This is a genomic window from Algoriphagus limi, from assembly GCF_024919275.1.
Taxonomy (GTDB): Bacteria; Bacteroidota; Bacteroidia; order Cytophagales; family Cyclobacteriaceae; genus Algoriphagus; species Algoriphagus limi.
Genome location: NZ_JANWGH010000002.1, coordinates 292,977 through 315,470, shown reverse-complemented (window position 1 = coordinate 315,470; position 22,494 = coordinate 292,977). Strand labels below are relative to the sequence as shown.

Here is a 22,494-nt window from a genome sequence, read left to right as displayed (position 1 = left end):
GCCATAGTTTATAAGGATGCGTCATAATTTTTATGGCTGCTCAATACTTTATGCTTTTGGCATCCTGCCTATTACATCCGCCCCTTAGGTCTGTGCGAACTTTGTCTCAAACAAAAATCAAAAAGTTCTCACACAAAAAACAAGATCATGAAAACGTTAAAATTCAACTCGCTCAAAGTCATCCTTGGCCTTTTATTGGTGGCAGCCTTATTCCCCGCCTGTACCAAAGCCCAAGAAAAAACCGTGCAAAGCCAACAAGTCGAGAAGCCACAACTTGATATTCATACTGCCGTCATGACCAATAATTTAGAGGTAGTCAAGCAGCATATTGCCGCAGGCTCGGATATCAATGAAAAGGAGCCATTTAGTGGATCCACTCCTTTGGTTTCTGCCATAACGTTTGGAAAAACTGAAATCGCTAAATCCCTCATCGAAGCAGGAGCAGACCTTTCGCTCGTCAATAATGATGGAGCTACGCCACTTCACGTCGCTGCATTCTTCGGCAGAGTAGAAATCGTCCAAATGCTTCTCGATGCCGATGCGGATAAGACCCTAAAGAATAATTTCGGATTTACTCCTCGGGAAACAGTGATGGGTTCCTTTGAAGAAGTCAAGCCAATCTATGAGATGATGAAGCAGCAATTAGGTCCATTGGGATTGGAATTGGATATGGAACAACTGGAAAAGACCCGTCCAGTCATCGCGATGATGCTTCAATAGTTTATCATTTCTTGATTTACGATCATGACTACTCAAAGAAGATACGATATTGATTGGCTGCGGGTGATTGCAATCGCCCTGCTGCTGATCTACCACATTGCGATTGTGTTTCAGCCATGGGCCATGTTTTTGGGCTTTATAAAAAGCAATGAGCTCATGGAAGGACTTTGGAAACCTATGTCCTTGCTCAATGTTTGGCGAATTCCATTTCTATTTTATGTTTCTGGAATGGGCGTTTACTTTGCTATCCGAAAGAGAAATTGGAAGCAACTACTAATGGAGCGCAGCAAACGAATCCTGCTTCCTTTCCTTTTTGGGATGGTTGCGATTGTACCCCTGCATTTCCTGATTTTCCAGGCCTACTACCATTTGCCCTTAGGATATGTGCCGCATCCAGCACATTTATGGTTTTTAGGAAATATTTTCGCTTATGTTCTGCTATTGACACCTCTTTTCTTTTTCCTTAAAAAAAACGAAAGTGGACGGTTTAAGCGCAAATTGGAAGCCTTTATGGGGAATCCCTTTGGTCCGCTTTCGCTTTCTTTGTTGTTTGTACTGGAAGTGTTGTTGGTCAAGCCTCAAGTCTTTGAAATGTATGCCTTGACATGGCACGGCTTTTTTCTTGGTCTATTGGCCTTCTTTTGTGGGTTTCTACTCGTCTACAGTGGAAAGGCCTTTTGGGAAACAATCCTAAAATGGCGCTGGGCTTATCTAGCTTTGGCATTAGGGTTTTATCTAACTCGTTTGCTGGTATTTGATTTAGCTGCTCCGGGCTATCTGCTGGCCATCGAGTCCAATACTTGGATATTTGCAATTTTCGGATTTGGATATAAATATTTGAATAAGCCCAGCGCTTTGCTTAGCTATTTGAGTCAGGCAGCTTATCCAGTTTATATCATCCATATGGTGGCCCTTCATGCAGCAGCCTGGGTGATTTTGCCATTTAACTTACCAGTTTTGCTTAAATTCATTGGCATCGTCGGATTTACCGCAGGATTCTGTTTTGTCGTTTTTGAATTCTTAATCAGAAGAATTCCTTTCCTCAGGCCTTTATTTGGGCTTTCTTGGGATTTTAAAAAAGCAGCAACAAAAAGTATTTCTGTTAGTGCTTCAACTCAAAAGATTTAAAAGAGGCTAAACTCATTCTTGCTAAAGATTTGTCAAGGCTTTCAAATGAATCCAAAACGCAAATGAAAACCAAAACGATTTTCCGAATACTCATGCCTCTGATTGCTATTGCTAGTACTATTTACTTTACGCCTTGGCTTATTCTTCGGGCCTGGTTGGCTCCACTTCCCGATACGGTACAAGAGCAGGTGGATAAGGCGATAGATTATAAATTGGATGGAATCATTGTTTATGTAGACCAAGGGGGAAAAGAGCCTCAATTCTATTCCGCAGGCTGGAAAGATCGGGATCAGAAAATCCCAGCTGACCCAAATTCGCTCTTCAAGATTGCCAGTATCAGTAAGCTCTATATCGCCGCAGCAGTAAGCAAAATGGTTGCTAGTGGAAAGCTTTCTTTGGATGATACCTTGGCTGATTTGCTTCCTGAAATATCTAAACATATTAAGAATTCAGATCGAATCACGCTTCGCATGCTCGTTCAGCATCGCTCTGGGATTCCAAATTTTTCTGATCAACCTGACTATCCCTGGGGCGATCCTTTTACCGAAAACAGTCAGGCTTTAGAGCTGATTTATGGTTTGCCTGCTGATTTCGAGCCGGGAGCTGACTATGCCTATTGTAATACCAATTATGTCCTGATTGGGGAGATTTTGGACAAGACTTTGGGTTATTCCCATCATGACTTTATCCGAACAGAGATTTTGGAGCCATTGGGTCTAAAGCGAACCTATAGTCTCCTATCGGAAATTAATCCCGAGGAACTGATGAGTGGGTACTTTATCGGATATCCTTTGGACATCAAAGGAAATGATTTTATCCATCCCGGAGGATCGATGATTTCAACTGCAGAGGAAGTCGGAATTTTCCTCCGAGCCTTAAATGATGGGAGTTTGTTGACCGAAGAAGAGCAGGAGATTTATTCCTCCATTTATGTGTATGAACATACAGGCCTGGTGCCCGGCTACCAAAGCATTGCGAAATACCATCCGGATATCGATGCAGTTGTGGTGCAGTTTGTCAATACCAATGGGGGATATGCTTGGAACATTCACGAGATTGTTTACAATCGGGTAGTTAAGATTTTGAAGGAACAATCAGAGTAAAAAAGGGAGGTTTACTTTTCTTCTGCCCCAGTGAGTGTCTTCACTGACCGGATATTAAATAGGCACTTTCCGTTTATTACCTCACGTATTAAGGCGATTGATTTTCAGAGAAGAGGGGAAAAGAAGGCTCAATAGGTTATTGTCTTCTTAGATCCTGATTTTTCTTAATTCGGCATCATCCATTTGACTTCCAGCGAATTCCAAAAGGTATTCGCATTTTCTTTCCCCAAAAAGCCCAATTCTGCTATCTTTGTGCCTTGTTTTGAGCGGCATAGGCCCGCGTGAGGGATAGAAGCGGTATCCATCCTGCATAGCAGGTGGATAAGAGCGGATAGCCCGACCCCAGCAAGCTGGGGTCACGCCAAAAATCCATTCAAAAAGGAATTCGATAAGCAGGAAGCAGTGAAAACGTATCAGGAATTTAAGCAGGTAGATTATCCGCATATCGGAGAGTCTGTACTGGCCTATTGGAAAGAGAATCAGATCTTCGAAAAGTCCATCGCCAACCGGGAAGGGGCTCAGACCTTTACCTTTTATGAGGGACCGCCTTCGGCTAATGGAACTCCCGGAATTCACCATGTCATGGCCCGGACGCTCAAGGATATTTTTTGTCGATACAAAACCCTTCGCGGCTTTCAAGTGAAGCGTAAAGGCGGATGGGATACGCATGGCCTTCCTGTAGAATTGCAAGTTGAAAAGGAGCTTGGTATCACCAAGGAAGATATCGGTAAGAAAATCTCCGTGGAGGAATACAATAAGCGATGTCGGGAAACGGTCATGCGCTATAAAAATGAATGGGATGACCTGACCGAGAAAATCGGCTATTGGGTAGACCTGGATGATCCTTACATTACTTTTGACAGCAAGTACATCGAGACCCTTTGGTATCTCTTGAAGCGGCTTTATGAAAAAGGCCTTTTATACAAAGGCTACACGATTCAGCCGTATTCTCCGGCAGCGGGAACGGGTCTTTCTTCTCACGAACTGAATCAGCCGGGAACTTACAAAGACGTTAAGGATACTTCCATTACGGCTCAGTTTAAGCTCAAAAATCAGGATAATACTTACATCCTGGCTTGGACTACTACGCCTTGGACTTTGCCATCCAACTCGGCTTTGGCGATTGGGGAAAAGCTTGATTATGTAAAGGTTAAGACTTTTAATCCTTACACTTTTGAGCCTGTCAACGTGATTTTGGCGAAGGCTCGAATGGGAGCATATCTCAACCCAAAGGCTGCTGATCTGAAATTGGAGGATTATAAGCCGGGCGACAAGTTGATCCCTTTTGAAATCATAGAAGAGTTCAAAGGGAAAGATATGCTCGGCTGGGAATATGAGCAACTTTTCCCGATCGAAGGGTTGGCGCTACCGTATCCTGCCTTTACCGTTGTTGCTGGAGATTATGTCACTACTGAAGATGGTACTGGTATCGTGCACTTGGCTAAAGCCTTTGGTGCGGATGACTTCCGAACTTTGGTTCAGAATAATGTTCCCGGAGTATTTGTAAAGGACGAATTGGGCAATGACATCCCGGTGGTGGATAAGCAAGGGAAATTCCTTCCTGTAGTAGGTGAATATCTGGCTGCTAAAATGAAGGAACATGGAATCACGGCTCATAAAGAATTTGGCCCAGATGATTTCTTTGTGAAGAATTACACGGAAGATGATGAAGGTGCTTCGGATTATAAAAACACCGATATTATTATCTCCATCATTCTGAAAAATGAAAATAAAGCCTTTAAGGTTGAGAAATACGAACACAGCTATCCACACTGCTGGCGTACAGATAAACCGGTGCTTTACTATCCATTAGAAAGCTGGTTTATCAAAACAACCGCTTACAAAGATCAACTGGTAGCACTTAATAAAACTATCAACTGGAAGCCTGAGGCGACTGGAACTGGTCGTTTTGGTAACTGGTTGGAAAATCTGGTGGATTGGAACCTGAGCCGCTCCCGTTTCTGGGGGACTCCACTTCCGATCTGGAGAACAAGTGACGGTTCGGAAGAAAAATGCATCGGTTCGATCTCTGAACTCAACACTGAAATCGAAAAATCCATCGCGGCCGGTTTCATGGAAAAATCTCCTTATGAAGGAAAAGAACTCGACTTACACCGACCTTATGTGGACGATGTGATCTTGGTTTCTTCCAAGGGAGAAAAGATGTTCCGTGAGCCTGATTTGATTGACGTTTGGTTTGATTCCGGAGCCATGCCGTATGCGCAATGGCATTTTCCTTTTGAAAATCAATCCATTTTCAAGCATAATTTTCCTGCCGATTACATCGCTGAAGGGGTGGATCAAACGCGAGGTTGGTTCTTCACCTTGCATGCAATCGCGGTGATGCTGTTTGATTCCGTAGCATTCAAAAATGTAATCGCTAATGGTCTGGTTTTGGATAAAAACGGAAACAAAATGTCCAAGCGATTAGGCAATGCCGTTGACCCATTCAAGACCCTAAAAGAATACGGTCCAGATGCACTTCGCTGGTACATGCTTAGCAATGCTAATCCTTGGGACAATTTGAAATTCAATTTGGATGGTGTGACTGAAGTGCAGCGTCGCTTCTTTGGAACCCTTCAAAATACCTATAATTTCTTCGCGCTTTATGCCAATTTGGATGCATTTATCTATGATCCATCCAAGGCTATTGCAGTGAAAGATCGTGCTGAACTCGATCAGTGGATTATCTCCAAATTGCAGTCTTTGATCGCGGAAGTGGAGGAAGCAATGGATCAATACGATGCTACCCGAGCTACCCGAGCGATCATGAATTTTACTGTGGACCAACTGTCCAACTGGTACGTTCGTCTGGCTCGAAAGCGATTCTGGAGAGGAGAGATGAATGCGGATAAGCAGGCAGCTTACGAAACCTTATACGAGTGCTTGCTTTCCTTGACTCAGTTGATGTCTTCTTTTGCGCCTTTTTATTCAGATTGGTTATACAAAAACTTGACTGAAGCAGGAGAAGGTGGTAAAGAATCCGTGCATTTGACCGATTGGGTTTCGGCAAATCAATCCTTGATCGATGAAGACTTGGAGAGAAGCATGGAATTGGCTCAAACTATTTCTTCCTTGGTGCATTCACTTCGAAAGAAGGAAAAGCTAAAAGTGAGACAGCCTTTGCAGCGTATTTTGATTCCTGTGCTCAGCAAAAAGACGCAGGAGCAAATCGAACACGTAGCCGAATTGATCAAAACAGAAGTAAACATCAAGCAAATTGAATTCTTGGATGATGCTTCCGGTATTTTGGTGAAAGAAGTGAAGCCGAACTTGCCTGTTTTGGGTAAAAAGTATGGTCCAAAGATGCGCTTTGTGGTTGCTGCTATCAAATCTTGGGGTCAGGATGAGATCAATCAGATAGAACGAGAAGGTAAATTATCCATCGATGTAGATGGGGAAGCAGTGGATTTACTTTTGGAAGAAGTCTTGATTTCTTCACAAGACATTCCTGGCTGGTCGGTAGCTTCTGATGGAGGCGTAACGGTAGCTCTAGATGTGACAGTGACTGAGGAATTGAAGCAGGAGGGAGTCGCCCGTGATCTAGTCAATCGAATCCAAAATCTTCGAAAGGAGATGGGGCTGGAAGTACAGGATAAAATTCACATTCAAATCGCTGATGGTAATACATTGGTGGATGCTTCCGTAGAAAATTTCGGTTCTTACATTCAATCTGAAACCCAAGCGCTGAGTTTGCGTGTGACAGAAGAAGCTAAAGGAGGAACTCTTTTGGACATGGATGATTTCGAAATCGCTGTTATAGTCCAAAAGGCGGAAGGCAACTAATAAGATGAATAAATACCTTAAATATTTTGGAATCACGCTTTTGGTAATCGCCATTGATCAGGCGGTCAAAATGCTGGTTCACTTCCAAATGGATTTTGGTACCCCAGGTCAGATCATAATTTTCGGAGACTGGTTTAAGCTGCATTACACCACGAATCCAGGAATGGCTTTTGGGATGGAGCTTGGGACAGAATACGGGAAATTGATCCTTACTTCTTTCCGATTATTCGCCATGTTTGGTATAGGATATTATCTATACTATATCATAAAAAAGAAACAACATCCGGTATATATCATATGTATTGCTATGATATTGGGAGGTGCTATAGGCAATTTGGTAGACTCTATATTTTATGGAGTTTGGTTAAGAAATGCTCCATATGATGCACCGACACCTTGGCTACATGGGCAAGTAGTGGATATGTTTTATTTTGATATTTGGGAAGGATATATACCTGAATGGGTGCCTATTTGGGGTGGTTCCTATACTGCCCTTTGGCCAATTTTTAATGTTGCCGATGCGGCCATATTTATTGGAGTGGCTATTATTTTGATTTTTCAGGGAAAATTTTTCCCGGAGAAACCGAAGGAAAATCACCATCAGGAAAGCGCTCCTTTAGAACAATAGAACTATTTCTACAAGAAATGATCAATAAAAACCCTTTTGACAGCGATGCAAAAGGGTTTTTTTATTATTTTTCGAGCTATTACCCTTTCTAAATTAGCCGAAGCTTGCACTCTTTAAAGCCTTGGTTCTTTTGATAAAATAATATTTAGATGATTGTAGATCCCAGCAAGCCATTTCAAATAGTATATTCTATTTTCAGTCATGAGTATTTAGGATTATTGTTTGAATCTTTTGTAGTCCAGTTGGATGAGCAAGGCAGGCTTTCGCTGGCATATCAAAATATCAGTTCGGCTAATGCTCAGGAATTTGATGCAGGACTAGATGAGCGCGACTATGAGTTGATTAAACTCATGGATGCCATGCAACCTGAGGAGGTAATCAAAGTTTATTTGCCGCAGAAGAAAAAAGTCCGGCCCAAGGATTACCTGCAGCAGATTTATGACCCAAAAACAGAAAACAAACAGGTTCAAGAACTTGTAGAAATTCGCTTAGAACGTCAACGTTCTGCCATTCTGCCCAAATTAATCGGAAGAAGATTGTTTGAAATGGGTTCGGATGGAAGCCCTACTTGGAAGGAAATTGAGGTCATGCCAGAGCCTGCTTCCATCATTTTTCATTTTCATAAAAACCCGGATAATACTCACTACTATCCCACAATCAAATACAAGGGCGAGTCGGTCCTGATTCATGGCAGAGGAGGTTATTTATTGGCGAAAGATCCCGCTTGGTTTACGGTGGAACAAAAGCTATATCATTTTCACAAGCATGTGGATGGAATGAAGCTTCTTCCTTTTTTGAAGAAGAAATTTATTCTGATTGAGAAGAAAATGGAGCCTGTGTATTTCCGGAAATTCATGGCCCCTATGATGACTCAATATGAGGTCGATGCCAGGGGTTTTGAAGTTTCAAGGGAGCATGGAAAACCCGAACCGATTATCCGAATTCATACTTTAGCCGGAACAGATCAGGGTCTTTTTGAAGGTGCTGCAGAAAACGGAGAAGAGGCTAAAATCGTCTTTGAGATGCGTTTCCAATACGGAGACGAAAACTATCCTTTGGGGAAGGCGGATGATGCCGCTTCCAGTCAGCCGGTTACTCTGATTGAAAAGGATGGAGAATTCATGTTTAAGCAGACCATTCGGGCTGTTCAAAAGGAAAAATCCATCGTCTCCTATATCAAGAAATTAGGTCTGAATTTGAGCCATGGAAAGGTTGAGCTTCCGAAAACACAGGCTTTTGAATGGATAGGGGAAAATGAGGAATTGTTGTCTGAGAAGAATATTAAAATCCAACAGCGATCCAATCCCGATGGAAAAATCTACCACATCGGAAAAGCTCAGATCAGCATTGAGGTCAATGAGGGCATTGATTGGTTTGACGTGAAAGCCATGATCAAATTCGGTGTATACTTGGTTCCTTTTGCTAAAATCCGAAAGATGGTGATGAAAGGGCAGACCGAATTTGAGTTGCCAAATGGTGAAATGGCTGTAATCCCAGCTTCTTGGTTTGTGAATTATTCCGAGCTTTTCTCCTTCATGGAAGAAGGTACCGTCGATGGCCAAGTCATCATGCGAAAGCATCACCTAGCCTTGGCGAAGCAGTTGGAGGAAGGGAATTTGGTGCAGCTAAGCTTGAGTCGAAAACTTGAAAAACTTCGGGATTTTGATAGTATCGATGATTATGAGATGCCGAGAGGCTTTGAAGGCACGCTGCGTCCTTATCAAAAAGCAGGATATAATTGGTTGCGTTTTTTAAATGAGTTTCGATTCGGAGGCTGCTTAGCCGATGATATGGGTTTGGGAAAAACCGTTCAAACCCTGGCTCTTTTGGCTTATGAAAAGGAAGAAAATCCAGGGTTCTGTTCTTTGTTGGTGATGCCTACTTCCCTGATATACAACTGGGAATTAGAAGCTAGAAAGTTTTGTCCGGATCTGAAGATTTTGGTTTACTCCGGAACTCAACGTATCAAAGACCCCTGGAAATTCCGTGAGTATGATTTGGTGTTGACGTCCTATGGGATTACCCGTTTGGACATTCATATATTGAAGGATTTTTATTTCAATTATGTGATTTTGGATGAGTCCCAAGCAATCAAAAATCCAAGCAGTAACATCGCCAATGCGGTCAATAAGCTGAAAAGTAAGCAGAAGCTTATCTTGACGGGTACTCCGGTAGAAAATGGAACCATGGATTTGTGGTCTCAGATGAATTTTGTGAACCCAGGACTTTTGGGCTCTCAGAATAGTTTCAAGAAACAGTTTTTGCAGCCCATTGAAAAGCAAAATGACAAGGACAAATCAGCTAAGCTTCATGCGCTGATTAAGCCTTTTATTCTTCGAAGACTGAAATCCCAAGTTGCGACTGACCTGCCAGAGAAGATTACCAATGTGAAGTTCTCTGCGATGACTGCTGAGCAGGAGAAAGTCTACGAGGAGGTAAAGACCTATTATCGAGAGAAAATCATCGGCGAAAATCCAATTGCCAACTTGGGAAGACAGCAATTCACCTTACTTCGAGGTCTAACTCAACTCCGCCAAATTGCCAATCACCCCAAGTTAGTTCGAGATGACTATGAGGGGAATTCAGGGAAATTGGAGGATGTGACCTACATGCTGCAATCGACCATTTCGGAAGATCACAAGGTCTTGGTGTTTAGCCAATTTGTAAGGCATTTGTCCATTGTTCGGGAATATTTAGATTCAGAAAACATCGATTACTGCTATTTGGATGGTTCGACTAAAGACAGACAAGCGCAGGTGGAACGGTTCCAGCAAGATGACAAAGTGAAAGTATTTTTAATTTCCCTGAAGGCGGGTGGGGTTGGTTTGAACTTGACCAAAGCGGAATATGTGTTCCTTTTGGATCCTTGGTGGAATCCAGCCGTAGAGTCACAGGCGATCGACCGGGCACATCGGATTGGTCAGGAAAACAAGGTCATTATTTACAAATTCATCAGTAGAGGATCTGTCGAAGAAAAAATCATGGCTCTCCAGGATAGAAAATTGGCCTTGGCGGGTGAATTGATTGGAAGCGAAGAAAGCTTTATGAAAAGCCTCGACAATGAGGATATTAGGGCTTTATTGGATTAAAGTTGAAATGTTGTAAAGTGATAATGTTGCTAAGTGAGTGCTCAGCCTTTTCACTTTGCAACTTTACAAGCTTGGAACTCATTTTTATCATTTTGATTCTCAGTAAGATGACTTTTAAGTTCAAGGTTTAACCATAATTTATTGTTAAATCATGTACAAGGGTTCTGATATTTTTCTAAATTATTACAACGATTACCACTAACATTTTCCTGCACATGCCTAGAGCCAAATCCGATAAAGATCGGAAAATCTTTGTGCTAGACACTTCTGTGATTCTTTACGCACACAACTCCATCATGAATTTTGCCGAGCACGACGTGGTGATTCCAATCACGGTGCTGGAGGAACTTGATCAGTTCAAAAAAGGCAATGACACCAAAAACTTTGAAGCCCGGGAATTTATTCGATTGCTGGATAAGCTTTCACAGGATCACATGATCCACGAATGGACTCCGCTTAATGGAAAGACCAAGGGGAACTTCAAGGTTCTGATGAATCCCGACAATAAGTTGAATGCCAATGTGATTTTCGGGGAAGAAAAGAATGATCACAAAATTCTCAACGCAGCTTTATACCTCAAGGAGCATGAGAAAAATCGACGGGTGATTCTTGTTTCCAAGGATATTAACCTTCGACTTAAGGCGAAATCCCTGGAAATCCATGCGGAAGACTACGAAACCGGTAAAATCAAGAATATTGATGAACTGGAAAATACCGGAAAGTACATTCTCGAAGATGTAAATGTTGACGCGATCAATACCCTTTATGAGGTAGGTTTTGTGGAGGCAAAATCAGTTTTGGGTACCAGAAAGCGAAAGGCCAATGCCTATTACATTCTTCGAAACAATAAGAATTCCGTCCTTACCTATTACAATCCAGAAGAAAATATTCTAGAGAGGGTAGATAAGAAGTTGGCCTATAATATCAAGCCAAAAAATGCTGAGCAGACCTTTGCCCTGCATGCCATCATGAACCCCAATATCAAGTTGGTTTCCATTCAAGGAGTGGCTGGTACAGGTAAAACCTTATTGGCTTTGGCAGGTGCTCTCGAGCAAAGACGCTTTTATAAGCAGATATTTCTGGCAAGACCTATTGTTCCGTTATCCAACAAAGACATCGGATATCTACCTGGAGACATTAAGTCTAAGTTGAACCCTTATATGGAGCCACTTTGGGATAACTTAAAGTTTATCCAAAATCAATACAAGGAGACTGATAAGGAATACCAGAAAATTACCGAACTCGTCAATCAGGAAAAATTGGTGATTCAGCCTTTGGCTTATATTCGAGGTCGATCGCTTTCCAATATTTTCTTTATCGTAGATGAAGCTCAAAACTTAACTCCACATGAGATTAAGACAATCATTTCCCGAGCAGGTGAAAACACCAAGATTGTCTTTACCGGTGATGTACATCAAATTGATACGCCTTATTTGGATTCTCAATCCAATGGCCTTTCTTACTTGATTGATCGGGTGAAAGATCATCCACTCTATGCCCATATCAAGCTGGAAAAAGGTGAGAGATCCGAGTTGGCCAACCTAGCGAATGAGTTATTGTAGAAAAACCGGAAAAAAGATAAAGCCCATCGAGAAGTCGATGGGCTTTTTTATTTCCTTAAATCTCCTAAAAAGTGAAAGCTGAAATTTGTACAGTTTCTGTCCGTCCGTGGTAGAACACTGTCCGAAATCGTACAAGCTTTTCCTTTAAAACCTTGATTTTAGCTCATTTTAAGCCTTTTTTGACTTTGGTAGTCTTTTGGCATATAGGGTAGTCACGAAAACAAACCAATTATTAAAAGCCATGAATACTACATTCTTTACCCAAAAAAATATCTGTGCTGCACTGGGATTTGCCATGGCTTTGACGATTGTTATCAAAGCAAAAGTGGAAGCCGATCAGCTGCAACATACTGCCCGATTTGAAACTACTAAACCAACACCACAAGTCGGAATTGAAAGTGCCAAAGGTCCTGAAGTCCTTCAGGTAACTATTTACAAAACAGAAAAGCCCCAGTTAACTGAGGCTTCTTAAAGACAAACTCGTAAGGGTTAATTTGGTTGATTGTTTGGTTACTAGAAAGAGGTGAGCTTTGCTCACCTTTTTTTTGTTTAAAACCGACTTTATTTAGCTATTTACTTTTTATTTCAATTAATAAATATCTCGGAAATCAATAAGGGTATGGACCATGAAATCCATAAGTAAGAAGCTCCCGATATGCTAACACAAAAAGATTCAATTATAGGGGAGTCACTTAATATTCGGAAAGTAACAAATGCGAATGTTACCACATAACGGTTTGCAGCTATACTAACGCCGCATCCTTAAAGGTAAACGAATTCTGGAAATAGTTAACGCGGTGGAGTATAGGTGCTGTTATGTGTGGGTTATTTTATAATAGGTTAGCCGAATAACTAATGAAGAAAAAATAGATCCCCCAAGTAGATAAGATGATAAGTTGATAAAACAGCTTTCCTGAATACTTGTCAGACAGGTAAAATGCATGAAACATGATAAAGATCACTAAGCTAAAAACTCCAATAACGTTTAATTCATTTGGGTCATCCAACAAATTGACAAAAGTTACAATCAATAGGGGTTGTATCCCCGAATCTACCAGCGCCTTTCTAATGTTCGGAAGCACGACAGAAATTCTGTCCGTTTTTTTATCACCAGGATTTCGTCCATCTTCATTACGTCCTTGAACATTCTTTATAGTATCAATAGTTGCAGCTAGAAACCAAGCGCATACTCCTCCTATGAATAGAATGGCAATATCATGATTGTAAAAGTTTTCGAACATCTCTATTTTCTATTTATTGGTTCTTTGCTTTATTGCACATAACTTATTTATTTACGCCATAAAATGGCGGATAGCGTTCTGTTTTGGGTGGCTAAGCGCCATAAAGCCCTAAGAATTGTGGCGTTTATTTTTCCATAATTTGTCAAATGAAGATTTGACCTACGGGAAAGGTGTACGCCCTTAGGGATCAATTAGTTTTCGACAGGCTGCTTGCGGTGGTTTTACTTCTAGGCTAATCTTGATCCAATAAGATCATGGTTTGTATTACAGTTGCAATTCACCTAAATAGCCTTCCCTACTTTAAATTTGTATAACCAATTGATACGCTTTTTACCCAAAAGTCCCACTAAATTTTATTTTTACAATAAAAGATATTCTTGGGAGATGTCAAATGCCTTGCTTAGGGTATTTTCATTAAAATTGATCTATTTTCCGAGTAAAGGGAGTTTAATCCAGAGCGGGTTCGGTTTTGTTCTTCTTTTTAAAAAGTCTTGGACGGTGATTTCCTTTTGTTGATTTAACCCTCCTATAGCGTGAGTTAAACCATAATACTGCAAAAAAATCCTGCTTCTCTCGAGGCAGGATTCTTTATTCGTTAATTGGGTGATTAATTAACTTTCCGTAATGGTATTCAATTTCGCCAAGAAACTGTTGTAGTATTGTCTTCCGACCTGAACCACGGCTCCTGACTTGAGATTGATGTCTTTGGTATTGAAGCTTTCGATCTGTCCTAAGTGAACGATAAAGGATTTTTGAACTCGCAAAAACAAATGGGAAGGTAAGATCTCCTCGATTTCTTTCATGGATTTCCGGATACTGTAATCCCGATTTTTGGTATAAATAGTGACCATATTTCCATTAGCCTCTACATAATAAATTTCATCATAAGGCACCCGCTCGAAAGCATTATCGGCTTTGATAAAGACTGCATCAGTTACCAAGAATGGACTTTCATTTCCGTTTTTGACCACTGCCGCCTCCACAGCAGGTTTCGTCCGCTTATTGTAGAGGACGATTTCTACAATGGCATGAATATCATTCGTATTGAAAGGCTTTACGATAAAGCCGGCAGGGGCGATTCGCTTGGCTCGCTCGATGATAGTGGGGTCACTGTAGGAGGTCACAAAAACCAATGGTGCATCTACCATTTGTTTGACGATTTCGCCCAATTCAATACCATCTTTGTCGCCCTTTAACTTGATATCCATGAATATCAGGTCGGGGCGGTATTTCTTGATGACCTTGATACACTGATTGGCCGAGTTGGCGATATCTATGTTGACATATCCAAGGAGCTCAAGTATTTCCTGGATATTCTCTGCGATACTGGGATCGTCTTCGACGATGAGAATCCGCTCTTCTTTCATAGCTTGATTAGCAAACTTTAGTGAACAAAATAGAAGGTTTCTATCACATCAAAACCTTGATGTTCCTAAGTTCAGTAATAAAATTCGGAAATCAAATGCTTTTTTTTGTCTATGAAATATTTTTAGAGGCTCATCATTTCCTTAAATCGGGCTGCTTGGCGTCGGCTGACTTCGATTCTGTCTCCTCCTCTGAGAGTTACGACCAATCCTCCGTTAAACCAAGGTTCGATTCCTTCGACCCAACCTAAATTGATGATATGCTTTCGGCTCGCTCTAAAAAATGACTTTTCATCCAAGCGCTCATCCAAAGCATTCAGGGATTTGTGAATCATCGGTTTGAAATTGTCGAAATAAACCTTGATGTAGTTTCCGTCAGATTCAAAGAGTCTGACATTAGCAAGGCGAACAAACCAGCATCGGTCACCATCCTTCACAAATACCTGATCGTCCAAAGTTAGTTTCTTGGAGTTGGTGCTTTGAGCCTCTGCTTCAGCTTTTTGCTGTTTTTCGATTTTCCCGGTAAGCTTGGCGATCGCTTCTTCCAAGCGCTTCGGCTCGATCGGTTTCAAAAGGTAATCCAGGGCATTGACTTGAAAAGCCTTCAGGGCATATTCATCATAGGCCGTCGTGAAAATCACGTAAGGAACAGCATCCAATTCTTCTAAGAGATCAAAACCTGTTTTTTCCGGCATTTGGATGTCCAGGAAAATCACATCCGGCTGGAGTTGTTCAATCTTTTCTTTGGCATCCTCTACGTTTACTGCTTCCCCTACTACTTCCACTGTTTCCAGTTGGTTGAGAAGGTTGATCAGCTCTTTTCTCGCCAATCTTTCATCATCGATTACAATGGCTCGCATAGTTTGTTTTTTTATTGTTCTAAGGTAACCCTTTGTTTGGGTATTTTGATTTCTGTGATTACAAATTCGTTTTCGGAGTTAAATATCCGAAAACTGGCCCGATCTCCATAGATCAGCTTGAGGCGTTGTACTGTATTGCTCAGTCCGTGGCCTCCATCGGCAGTAGGCTTCAAGCTAGGTGGTACAGCCAAGTGTCCGCTGTTTTTCACCTGAATATACAAATCATCTTCCAGTCCTTCCCGGCATTTGATTTCAATGATGCCGCCTTTAACCAGATTGGAGATGCCGTGCTTGATCGCATTTTCCACAATAGTTTGAAGCATCATGGGAGGGATTTTATAGGAAAAAGCCTCATCCTCTATCCTATAAATGACTTTTAGGCGCTCCTCAAAGCGGATGGATTCCAGCATGAGGTAATCCTTTACCGTATTAAGCTCGTCCTCAAAATCAATGGTTTGTTTTTTATCCATCATCAAGGAAAAGCGGAGAATGTTGGATATACGGGTGATGGCGTTTTTTGCCTTAGTTGGATCCTCATCTACCAATGCTCTTACGGAGTTAAGGGCATTAAAGATAAAGTGGGGATTCAGTTGACTTTTTAAATGATTGAGTCGGATTTGGTTGATTTTGGCCTCATACTTTAAAGAGGTGTTGTAATTGTCCAAAAAGTGGAAAAGGAAATAGAGCAAAAACCACATCACATAGAAAAGGAATGCGATGAATAGGTTTGCCAGAATTACAAGTATTTGAAAGTCCTCTTCAGGGTTTAGGGTGCCAAAAGCCAAGTTGATTAGAATCTGAGCGCCGATATTCACAAAGCTCAGAGCCAACATGGCCAAAATGGATTGGAATAGTAACTGGGGAATCTTCAGCTTAAACCAATTGTAGCGCTTGACGATAAAGCGAAGGAAATGAGTGGCCCCTAAATTGAACTGGGCCAAAACAATCAGGGCCCAAATTTGGACAGGGGCAATGCCCGTAGGAGAAAGCGAAGCCAGTGCGATCTGCACCAAAGCAATACTTCCCCATCCGAGAATTTGTAAGAGCCAGTATAATTGATTGCGGTTCATCGAACCTTAAATATAAAGGAAGAGGCTGAAGCTACTTTTTAGATTTTGATAAAAGGACATTTCTACTGATTGTCACCCCTTTCGCGGATTTAATTCCATCTTCAGGAATTTTCCAGTGTGACTTTTGGAATTAGCGGCGACTTTTTCTGGAGTTCCTTCTATTATAATTTGTCCGCCTTGATCTCCGCCTTCCGGCCCCAAATCCACGATATAGTCAGCCACTTTGATCACGTCTAGATTGTGCTCGATAATTAGGACAGTATTTCCCTTGTCCACTAGCTTTTGCAAGACATTCATCAGGAGCTCGATATCTTGGAAGTGAAGTCCAGTGGTCGGCTCATCCAAAATATAGAAGGTTTTCCCGGTATCCTTTTTGGACAATTCGGTAGCTAATTTCACCCGCTGAGCCTCTCCTCCGGAAAGGGTGGTCGCATGCTGACCTAAGGTGATGTACCCCAGGCCCACATCGTTCAGGGTTTTGATTTTCCGAAGGATTTTAGGTTGGTTTTCGAAGAATTCCACTGCCTGTTCCACGGTCATTTCCAAGACATCAGAAATAGACTTTCCTTTAAATCGAACTTCCAAGGTTTCCCGATTGTAGCGTTTGCCCTTACAGGTTTCGCAGGGAATATGCACATCCGGAAGGAAATCCATTTCGATGAGTTTCATGCCGGCTCCTTCACAGTCCTCACAGCGTCCTCCTTTCACATTGAAGGAAAAGCGACCCGGTTTGTATCCCCTAATTTTTGCTTCCGGCAATTCTGTAAAGAGTGCCCGAATATCTGAGAAAACGCCTGTATAGGTAGCTGGATTGGATCGTGGAGTTCGTCCAATCGGAGATTGATCTACTTCGATCACTTTATCCAAATGTTCCAAGCCAGAAATCTTGGAGTATGGCATAGGTTCTTTTTTGGAACTGTAAAAATGTTGCCTTAGGATCGGATATAAGGTTTCATGGATCAGGGTACTTTTTCCACTTCCAGAAACACCTGTAATCAAGGTCAAGGTCCCAAGCGGGATGCTTAAATTGACATTTTTAAGATTGTTTCCAGTTGCCCCTTCCAATTCTAAGGAAAGACCCTTTCCTTTTCTTCGTTCCTCCGGAATAGGTAAGCCTAGTTTACCTTTGAGGTAATCGGCTGTGACGCCACCCTGTTTCAAGATATCTTTTGGATGGCCTTGAGCCACTACATGTCCGCCGTGTCGGCCAGCGCCTGGCCCCATATCCAAGACGAAATCTGATTCCAGCATCATGTCCTTGTCATGCTCCACTACGAGGACAGAATTTCCCAAGTCACGCAAGCTTTGGAGGGCCTTGATCAATTTGACATTATCTCGCTGATGTAACCCGATGCTAGGCTCATCCAATATGTAAAGAACTCCGACTAGTTGCGTTCCGATCTGCGTAGCCAAACGAATTCGTTGTGCTTCTCCTCCGGAAAGAGTCCTCAAAGGACGATTTAGTGTCAAATAATCCAACCCTATATCGAGCAAGAAACCGATTCGCTTACGGATTTCCTTCAAAACCTCGGCAGCGATAACCTGCTGTTTTTCATTTAGCCTTTCCTCGAGTCCTTCAAACCATCTACCCAAGTCCCGGATATTCGTCATGGCCAATTCCCCGATGTGAGTATCGTCAATCTTGAAGTGCAGAGCCTCCTTTTTTAGGCGATATCCTTCACAATCTGGACAGGTTTTGGTAACAGTAAATTCAGAAACCCATTCCTGAACTTTTTCAGAGCTTCCTTCTTGATGTTTTTGCAGGAAATTGATGATTCCTTCAAAAGTAGTATGCCACTTAGTTCCCGGATATTTGACAGAATCTACTGCCACTTCCACCTGCGAACCGTACAGAAGCACATCGACAACCTTTTCGGGAAGTTTTCCGATAGGGGTACTCATGCTGCACTTATAGTGCTTGAGAATCGCATCGATTTTTTTGAAGATCCAAATATCACGGTACTCCCCAAGTGGAGCGATCCCCCCACGGGTAATGCTTAAACTAGGATCAGGAATGATGCTTTCTTTGGTGATCTCCTCGGTGATACCTAAGCCATTACAAGTTGGGCAGGCTCCATAGGGACTATTGAAAGAAAAAAGATTGGGAGCTGGCTCATCATAGGAAAGCCCTGTCTCCGGATCCATCAGGTATTTGGAAAAATGATGAATCTGGCCTTCCTCATCGCGGACCATCATAACGCCTTTTCCGTGCTGCAAAGCAGATTTGATGGATTGGGTAATCCTATAACGGTCTGCTTCATCAGCCACAATTCGGTCAATGACGATTTCAATGTCGTGGATTTTATATCGGTCCACTTGCATTTTGGGGACCATCTCCATTACCACACCATCTATCCGAACTTTCGAAAATCCCATCTTTCGGATTTGCTCAAAAAGTTCACGATAATGCCCTTTTCTACCTTTTACGACTGGAGCGAGAAGGTAAAGTTTCTTACCGGAGAATTTTGAAAAAAGCTGCTCGATAATCTGATCTTCCGTCTGACGGATCATTTTATTCCCTGTCAGATAGGAAAAAGCTTCCCCTGCTCGAGCATAGAGCAAGCGCATAAAGTCATAAATCTCCGTAACCGTACCCACGGTAGACCGCGGGTTTTTAGAGGTAGTCTTTTGCTCAATGGCAATAACAGGAGAAAGTCCATTGATTTTATCTACATCAGGACGCTCCATTCCGCCCAAAAATGACCGGGCGTAAGCAGAGAAGCTCTCCAGGTAGCGTCGCTGACCTTCTGCATAGATGGTGTCAAAAGCCAAGGAGCTTTTTCCGCTTCCACTTAATCCTGTGACAACCACCAATTGATTGCGTGGGATCCTCACATCCAAATTCTTTAGGTTGTGCTCCCGTGCTCCAAAAATTTCAATGAATTCTTCCTGCGAGGCAGTGACTTGGCTCATAAACTAGACTTGGCAATTTTAAATGGCGAAGGTAAGAAATTATTCAACCAAAAGGGATTGAAGTGCCAATAGGAACAACAAGCCAAGGAAGGATTGGTTCAGAATTTTTTGATGATGTTGATCAGTTCCTAGCGAATCAAAACCGGGAGGAGGAATTGCCGGAAAATTCAATAGTAATTTTTATAAACTATCAAATTAAAAAAATATAAGATTGAAATTCTTTAAAAAATATTAATAATATTCTGAAAAGGATTCTGAATTAGTTTTTGTTCAAAATATAATTACGAATCGCAAAATGACAGAACACCAGTTTCATATGTGATAAAAGTCACTTTTTGGGTTAACTCTTGTCACGACTCGCTAAGCTTTTGTCCTCTACTTTTGAATCATCCAAAGCGGATAAAACCTTTTAATCTTATGAAAAAACTAAGCACATTATCAGTAATTCTAGCCTTCCTACTAGGATTTAATTTGAGCCAATCGATGGCTCAGCAAACTTTCAAAGTTAGTGATGTAGCCGAATTGAAAGTTTCAGGGACATCCACCTTACATGACTGGGATATGGTTGCGGAAAATGGAGTTGCAGGACAGGCAATCTTGAAAGTGGAAAATGGAAAAATCGCAGAAATCCAGTCACTTAATTTAATTCTGGAAACAAAAGCCCTTAAAAGTGGCAAGTCTTCCATGGACAAGAATGCCTATGAAGCGATCAAGGCAGATGATTTTCCAAAAATCACTTTCCAACTCACAAAAGTAGAGCAATTGACTCCTACAGGAATCAAGGCGAGAGGTAAATTAAATCTTGCTGGAAATGTTCGGGAAATCACTCTTGATGTGTCCTATACAGTTAAAGGAGATAATGTCATTTTCCTAGGAAAACAAGATATCACATTTGAACAATTTTCCTTGGAACCACCCACAGCAGTGTTTGGAACCATCAAAACTGGTAACGAGCTCACCTTGAGCTTTAATACCACTTACTCATTGAAAAATTAACCCTTTTAATCCTTTTTACTATGAAAAAGCTACTTACTTGGTTGCATGTGGGCATCTTTGCTCTCGCAGCCGTATCAACAACTCTTGCTCAAGAAAGTGAATCTGATAAGCTTCAGTATTTCAGAGCAAATGACAAGAGAGGACTGAATGTCTTTGAAACGCCAAAGGAAACTACTAGCACATTCGAAAAAGTGAAGGTGTTTGTTGGTGGAGACTTCGCTCTTCAATTCCAGTCATTGAATCAGTCTAATTCCTTGAATAATTTGGTTGATCTTGGATCTAATGTCAACTTACCTACTGCCAACTTGAACATCAACACTCAATTGGCGGATGGTCTTCGCTTGCACTTGAGAACATACCTTTCCTCCAAGCACCACAATGAAGCTTGGGTAAAAGGTGGTCACATGCAGATTGACAAATTGGACTTCATCAGCCCTGGATTCTTGGAAGGATTCATGAGCGTAGCCACAATTACGGTAGGTTTGGATGAGTTCAACTATGGTGACGCACACTTCCGGAGATCCGATAACGCACGCGTGATTTTCAACCCTTTCATTGGTAACTATATCATGGATGCGTTTTCAACTGAAGCCTTTGGAGAATTGACTATCCAAAAAAACGGGTTCATTGGTGTGATCGGTCTTACTAACGGTAAATTGAATCAAAGTGTAGTCGTTAACAACAATTCTGACAATAAGGCATCATTCTACGGAAAGTTAGGTTTCGACAAGCAGTTTAATGATGATGTACGCTTCCGTTTGACAGGTTCTTGGTATATAAATAATGGTACAACTACCGGTACTTATCTCTTCGGTGGTGACCGGGCTGGATCTCGCTACTACAAAATCATGGAAGAAGTGGATGCAAGTAGAGTAAGTGACTTCGAAGGTCGGTTCAACCCACGATTCAAGCAAGTGTCTGCGATTCAGTTCAACCCATTCTTGAAAGTTTCCGGGTTTGAGTTCTTTGGTATCTATGAAATCGCTAATAACTCTGAAGACCAAGGAAATGGTCAATTTACCCAAGTAGCAGGGGAAGCCTTGTATCGATTCGGAGCTATGGAACAGTTCTACCTAGGTGCTCGATACAATTCTGTAACAGGAAATGCAACAGAGGATGCTGCCGACTTGAAAATTACCCGTACTAATATCGGTGGAGGCTGGTTTATGACCAACAATGTCCTTATCAAATTGGAATATGTGAATCAGCAATATAAGTCTGGATTTGCAACTGATGACAAGTACAATGGTGGTCAGTTTAAGGGAGTTAACCTTGAAGCGGCTATTAGCTTCTAATTGATAGAAAGTCAAAATTAGGTATATTTAAGGCTGGCACTGATGAAAGGTGCCAGCTTTTCAACTTGCTTTTGATATGAAAACCTTACTATATATTTTTCTCGGATTGGTAGTTTACTTGGGAAGTATGCCCAAGGAAACTATGGAAGAAAATCAGTGGAAGGTTGCGTCAGAAAGTGAAGTTGTCATAGTTGGGAAAACCAATATTAATACCTTCGAATGTCAGTCATTTAAATATTCAGGAAAAGATGTGTTGACTGAGATTCTCTTCCCTGAACAGAAATATGCGGTATGGTCCGGGGAGGTTGTGTTATCCTCTGATAGCTTCGATTGTTTCAACCGCATCATGACCAAGGATTTTCACGAGACTGTTCGAGCCGAAGAGCATCCGGAAATCCGCGTTCGATTTTTAGATTTAGTCCGAAAGAATCTCGGAACTCCACAGGAAAGCTTAACTGGTAATGTGGAAATCACCCTTGCCGGAGTGTGCAGAAGATTCCCTATTTCCTGCAAATTATTCAAAGAAGAAGACGGCAAAACGCTACTAAAGGGATCCCAAGAGGTTACGTTTAAAGATTTTCAAATCGATCCTCCTGTTAAATTTTTGGGAGCTGTGAAGGTACAAAACTCGATCAGCGTCAATTTTGGGTTAGTATTAGAAAAGATCTAATTTTTTTAGAGTTATTTTCCTTTATGGAGGGAACTTTCGGAAAAAGTCAAAAAAGGCATCAAAAATTTC

The 22,494-nt window shown here is 41.6% G+C and carries 16 protein-coding genes; 11 read left to right on the top strand and 5 right to left on the bottom strand.

Annotated features, from left to right (window positions below; translation table 11 throughout):
- The first annotated feature begins 147 nt into the window (after window positions 1-147).
- The 8 genes from NY014_RS09670 (at window position 148) to NY014_RS09635 (ending at window position 12,488) form a co-directional block, all read left to right on the top strand.
- A complete protein-coding gene (locus NY014_RS09670) occupies window positions 148-720 on the top strand; it encodes an ankyrin repeat domain-containing protein (RefSeq protein ID WP_259414388.1) in 573 nt (190 codons plus the stop codon).
- A 24-nt stretch (window positions 721-744) separates the two neighbouring features.
- Window positions 745-1,848 (top strand): acyltransferase family protein, encoded by a 1,104-nt coding sequence (locus NY014_RS09665; RefSeq protein ID WP_259414387.1) that lies wholly within the window; start codon window positions 745-747, stop codon window positions 1,846-1,848.
- Between the two features lie 62 nt (window positions 1,849-1,910).
- A complete protein-coding gene (locus NY014_RS09660; protein WP_259414386.1) occupies window positions 1,911-2,951 on the top strand; it encodes a serine hydrolase domain-containing protein in 1,041 nt (346 codons plus the stop codon).
- 402 nt (window positions 2,952-3,353) lie between these two features.
- Window positions 3,354-6,737, top strand: a complete 3,384-nt coding sequence (gene ileS, locus NY014_RS09655) for an isoleucine--tRNA ligase (protein WP_259414385.1) — start codon at window positions 3,354-3,356, stop codon at window positions 6,735-6,737.
- 4 nt (window positions 6,738-6,741) lie between these two features.
- A complete protein-coding gene (locus NY014_RS09650) occupies window positions 6,742-7,365 on the top strand; it encodes a lipoprotein signal peptidase (RefSeq protein WP_259414384.1) in 624 nt (207 codons plus the stop codon).
- 149 nt (window positions 7,366-7,514) lie between these two features.
- Window positions 7,515-10,454: a DEAD/DEAH box helicase gene (locus NY014_RS09645; RefSeq protein WP_259414383.1), complete on the top strand. Its 2,940-nt coding sequence runs from the start codon at window positions 7,515-7,517 to the stop codon at window positions 10,452-10,454.
- 215 nt (window positions 10,455-10,669) lie between these two features.
- Window positions 10,670-12,016: a PhoH family protein gene (locus tag NY014_RS09640; protein WP_135072674.1), complete on the top strand. Its 1,347-nt coding sequence runs from the start codon at window positions 10,670-10,672 to the stop codon at window positions 12,014-12,016.
- Between the two features lie 241 nt (window positions 12,017-12,257).
- Window positions 12,258-12,488: a hypothetical protein gene (locus tag NY014_RS09635; RefSeq protein WP_135072678.1), complete on the top strand. Its 231-nt coding sequence runs from the start codon at window positions 12,258-12,260 to the stop codon at window positions 12,486-12,488.
- A gap of 358 nt (window positions 12,489-12,846) precedes the next feature.
- Here NY014_RS09635 and NY014_RS09630 read toward each other — a convergent pair whose 3' ends face one another.
- From NY014_RS09630 to uvrA, 5 genes are all read right to left on the bottom strand, one after another.
- Complete coding sequence (locus NY014_RS09630) at window positions 12,847-13,257, bottom strand: hypothetical protein (RefSeq protein ID WP_259414382.1); 411 nt, start codon at window positions 13,255-13,257, stop codon at window positions 12,847-12,849.
- A 611-nt stretch (window positions 13,258-13,868) separates the two neighbouring features.
- On the bottom strand, window positions 13,869-14,624 hold the full coding sequence (locus NY014_RS09625) for a LytR/AlgR family response regulator transcription factor (RefSeq protein WP_135072690.1): 756 nt from the start codon (window positions 14,622-14,624) through the stop codon (window positions 13,869-13,871).
- A gap of 122 nt (window positions 14,625-14,746) precedes the next feature.
- A complete protein-coding gene (locus NY014_RS09620) occupies window positions 14,747-15,481 on the bottom strand; it encodes a LytR/AlgR family response regulator transcription factor (RefSeq protein WP_259414381.1) in 735 nt (244 codons plus the stop codon).
- A gap of 11 nt (window positions 15,482-15,492) precedes the next feature.
- Entirely contained in the window at window positions 15,493-16,551 is a 1,059-nt protein-coding gene (locus NY014_RS09615) for a sensor histidine kinase (RefSeq protein ID WP_135072692.1), read from the bottom strand.
- 72 nt (window positions 16,552-16,623) lie between these two features.
- Window positions 16,624-19,464, bottom strand: coding sequence for an excinuclease ABC subunit UvrA (uvrA, locus tag NY014_RS09610; protein WP_259414380.1), 2,841 nt, complete (start codon window positions 19,462-19,464; stop codon window positions 16,624-16,626).
- A gap of 417 nt (window positions 19,465-19,881) precedes the next feature.
- On the opposite strand from uvrA, the gene NY014_RS09605 reads away from it, so the two are divergent.
- From NY014_RS09605 to NY014_RS09595, 3 genes are all read left to right on the top strand, one after another.
- Entirely contained in the window at window positions 19,882-20,460 is a 579-nt protein-coding gene (locus NY014_RS09605) for a YceI family protein (RefSeq protein ID WP_259414379.1), read from the top strand.
- 20 nt (window positions 20,461-20,480) lie between these two features.
- Entirely contained in the window at window positions 20,481-21,755 is a 1,275-nt protein-coding gene (locus NY014_RS09600) for a hypothetical protein (protein ID WP_259414378.1), read from the top strand.
- Between the two features lie 76 nt (window positions 21,756-21,831).
- The gene (locus tag NY014_RS09595; RefSeq protein WP_259414377.1) at window positions 21,832-22,425 is read left to right on the top strand and encodes a hypothetical protein; all 594 of its coding nucleotides are present in this window, start codon (window positions 21,832-21,834) and stop codon (window positions 22,423-22,425) included.
- Window positions 22,426-22,494 lie beyond the last annotated feature (69 nt).

What these genes read in the sequence shown, in the direction of transcription:
- NY014_RS09670 (WP_259414388.1), top strand. Translation starts at nt 148, where the DNA reads ATGAAAACGTTAAAATTCAACTCGCTCAAAGTCATCCTTGGCCTTTTA.
- NY014_RS09665 (WP_259414387.1), top strand. Translation starts at nt 745, where the DNA reads ATGACTACTCAAAGAAGATACGATATTGATTGGCTGCGGGTGATTGCA.
- NY014_RS09660 (WP_259414386.1), top strand. Translation starts at nt 1,911, where the DNA reads ATGAAAACCAAAACGATTTTCCGAATACTCATGCCTCTGATTGCTATT.
- NY014_RS09650 (WP_259414384.1), top strand. Translation starts at nt 6,742, where the DNA reads ATGAATAAATACCTTAAATATTTTGGAATCACGCTTTTGGTAATCGCC.
- NY014_RS09645 (WP_259414383.1), top strand. Translation starts at nt 7,515, where the DNA reads ATGATTGTAGATCCCAGCAAGCCATTTCAAATAGTATATTCTATTTTC.
- NY014_RS09640 (WP_135072674.1), top strand. Translation starts at nt 10,670, where the DNA reads ATGCCTAGAGCCAAATCCGATAAAGATCGGAAAATCTTTGTGCTAGAC.
- NY014_RS09635 (WP_135072678.1), top strand. Translation starts at nt 12,258, where the DNA reads ATGAATACTACATTCTTTACCCAAAAAAATATCTGTGCTGCACTGGGA.
- NY014_RS09630 (WP_259414382.1), bottom strand. Translation starts at nt 13,257, where the DNA reads ATGTTCGAAAACTTTTACAATCATGATATTGCCATTCTATTCATAGGA.
- NY014_RS09625 (WP_135072690.1), bottom strand. Translation starts at nt 14,624, where the DNA reads ATGAAAGAAGAGCGGATTCTCATCGTCGAAGACGATCCCAGTATCGCA.
- NY014_RS09620 (WP_259414381.1), bottom strand. Translation starts at nt 15,481, where the DNA reads ATGCGAGCCATTGTAATCGATGATGAAAGATTGGCGAGAAAAGAGCTG.
- NY014_RS09615 (WP_135072692.1), bottom strand. Translation starts at nt 16,551, where the DNA reads ATGAACCGCAATCAATTATACTGGCTCTTACAAATTCTCGGATGGGGA.
- uvrA (WP_259414380.1), bottom strand. Translation starts at nt 19,464, where the DNA reads ATGAGCCAAGTCACTGCCTCGCAGGAAGAATTCATTGAAATTTTTGGA.
- NY014_RS09605 (WP_259414379.1), top strand. Translation starts at nt 19,882, where the DNA reads ATGAAAAAACTAAGCACATTATCAGTAATTCTAGCCTTCCTACTAGGA.
- NY014_RS09600 (WP_259414378.1), top strand. Translation starts at nt 20,481, where the DNA reads ATGAAAAAGCTACTTACTTGGTTGCATGTGGGCATCTTTGCTCTCGCA.
- NY014_RS09595 (WP_259414377.1), top strand. Translation starts at nt 21,832, where the DNA reads ATGAAAACCTTACTATATATTTTTCTCGGATTGGTAGTTTACTTGGGA.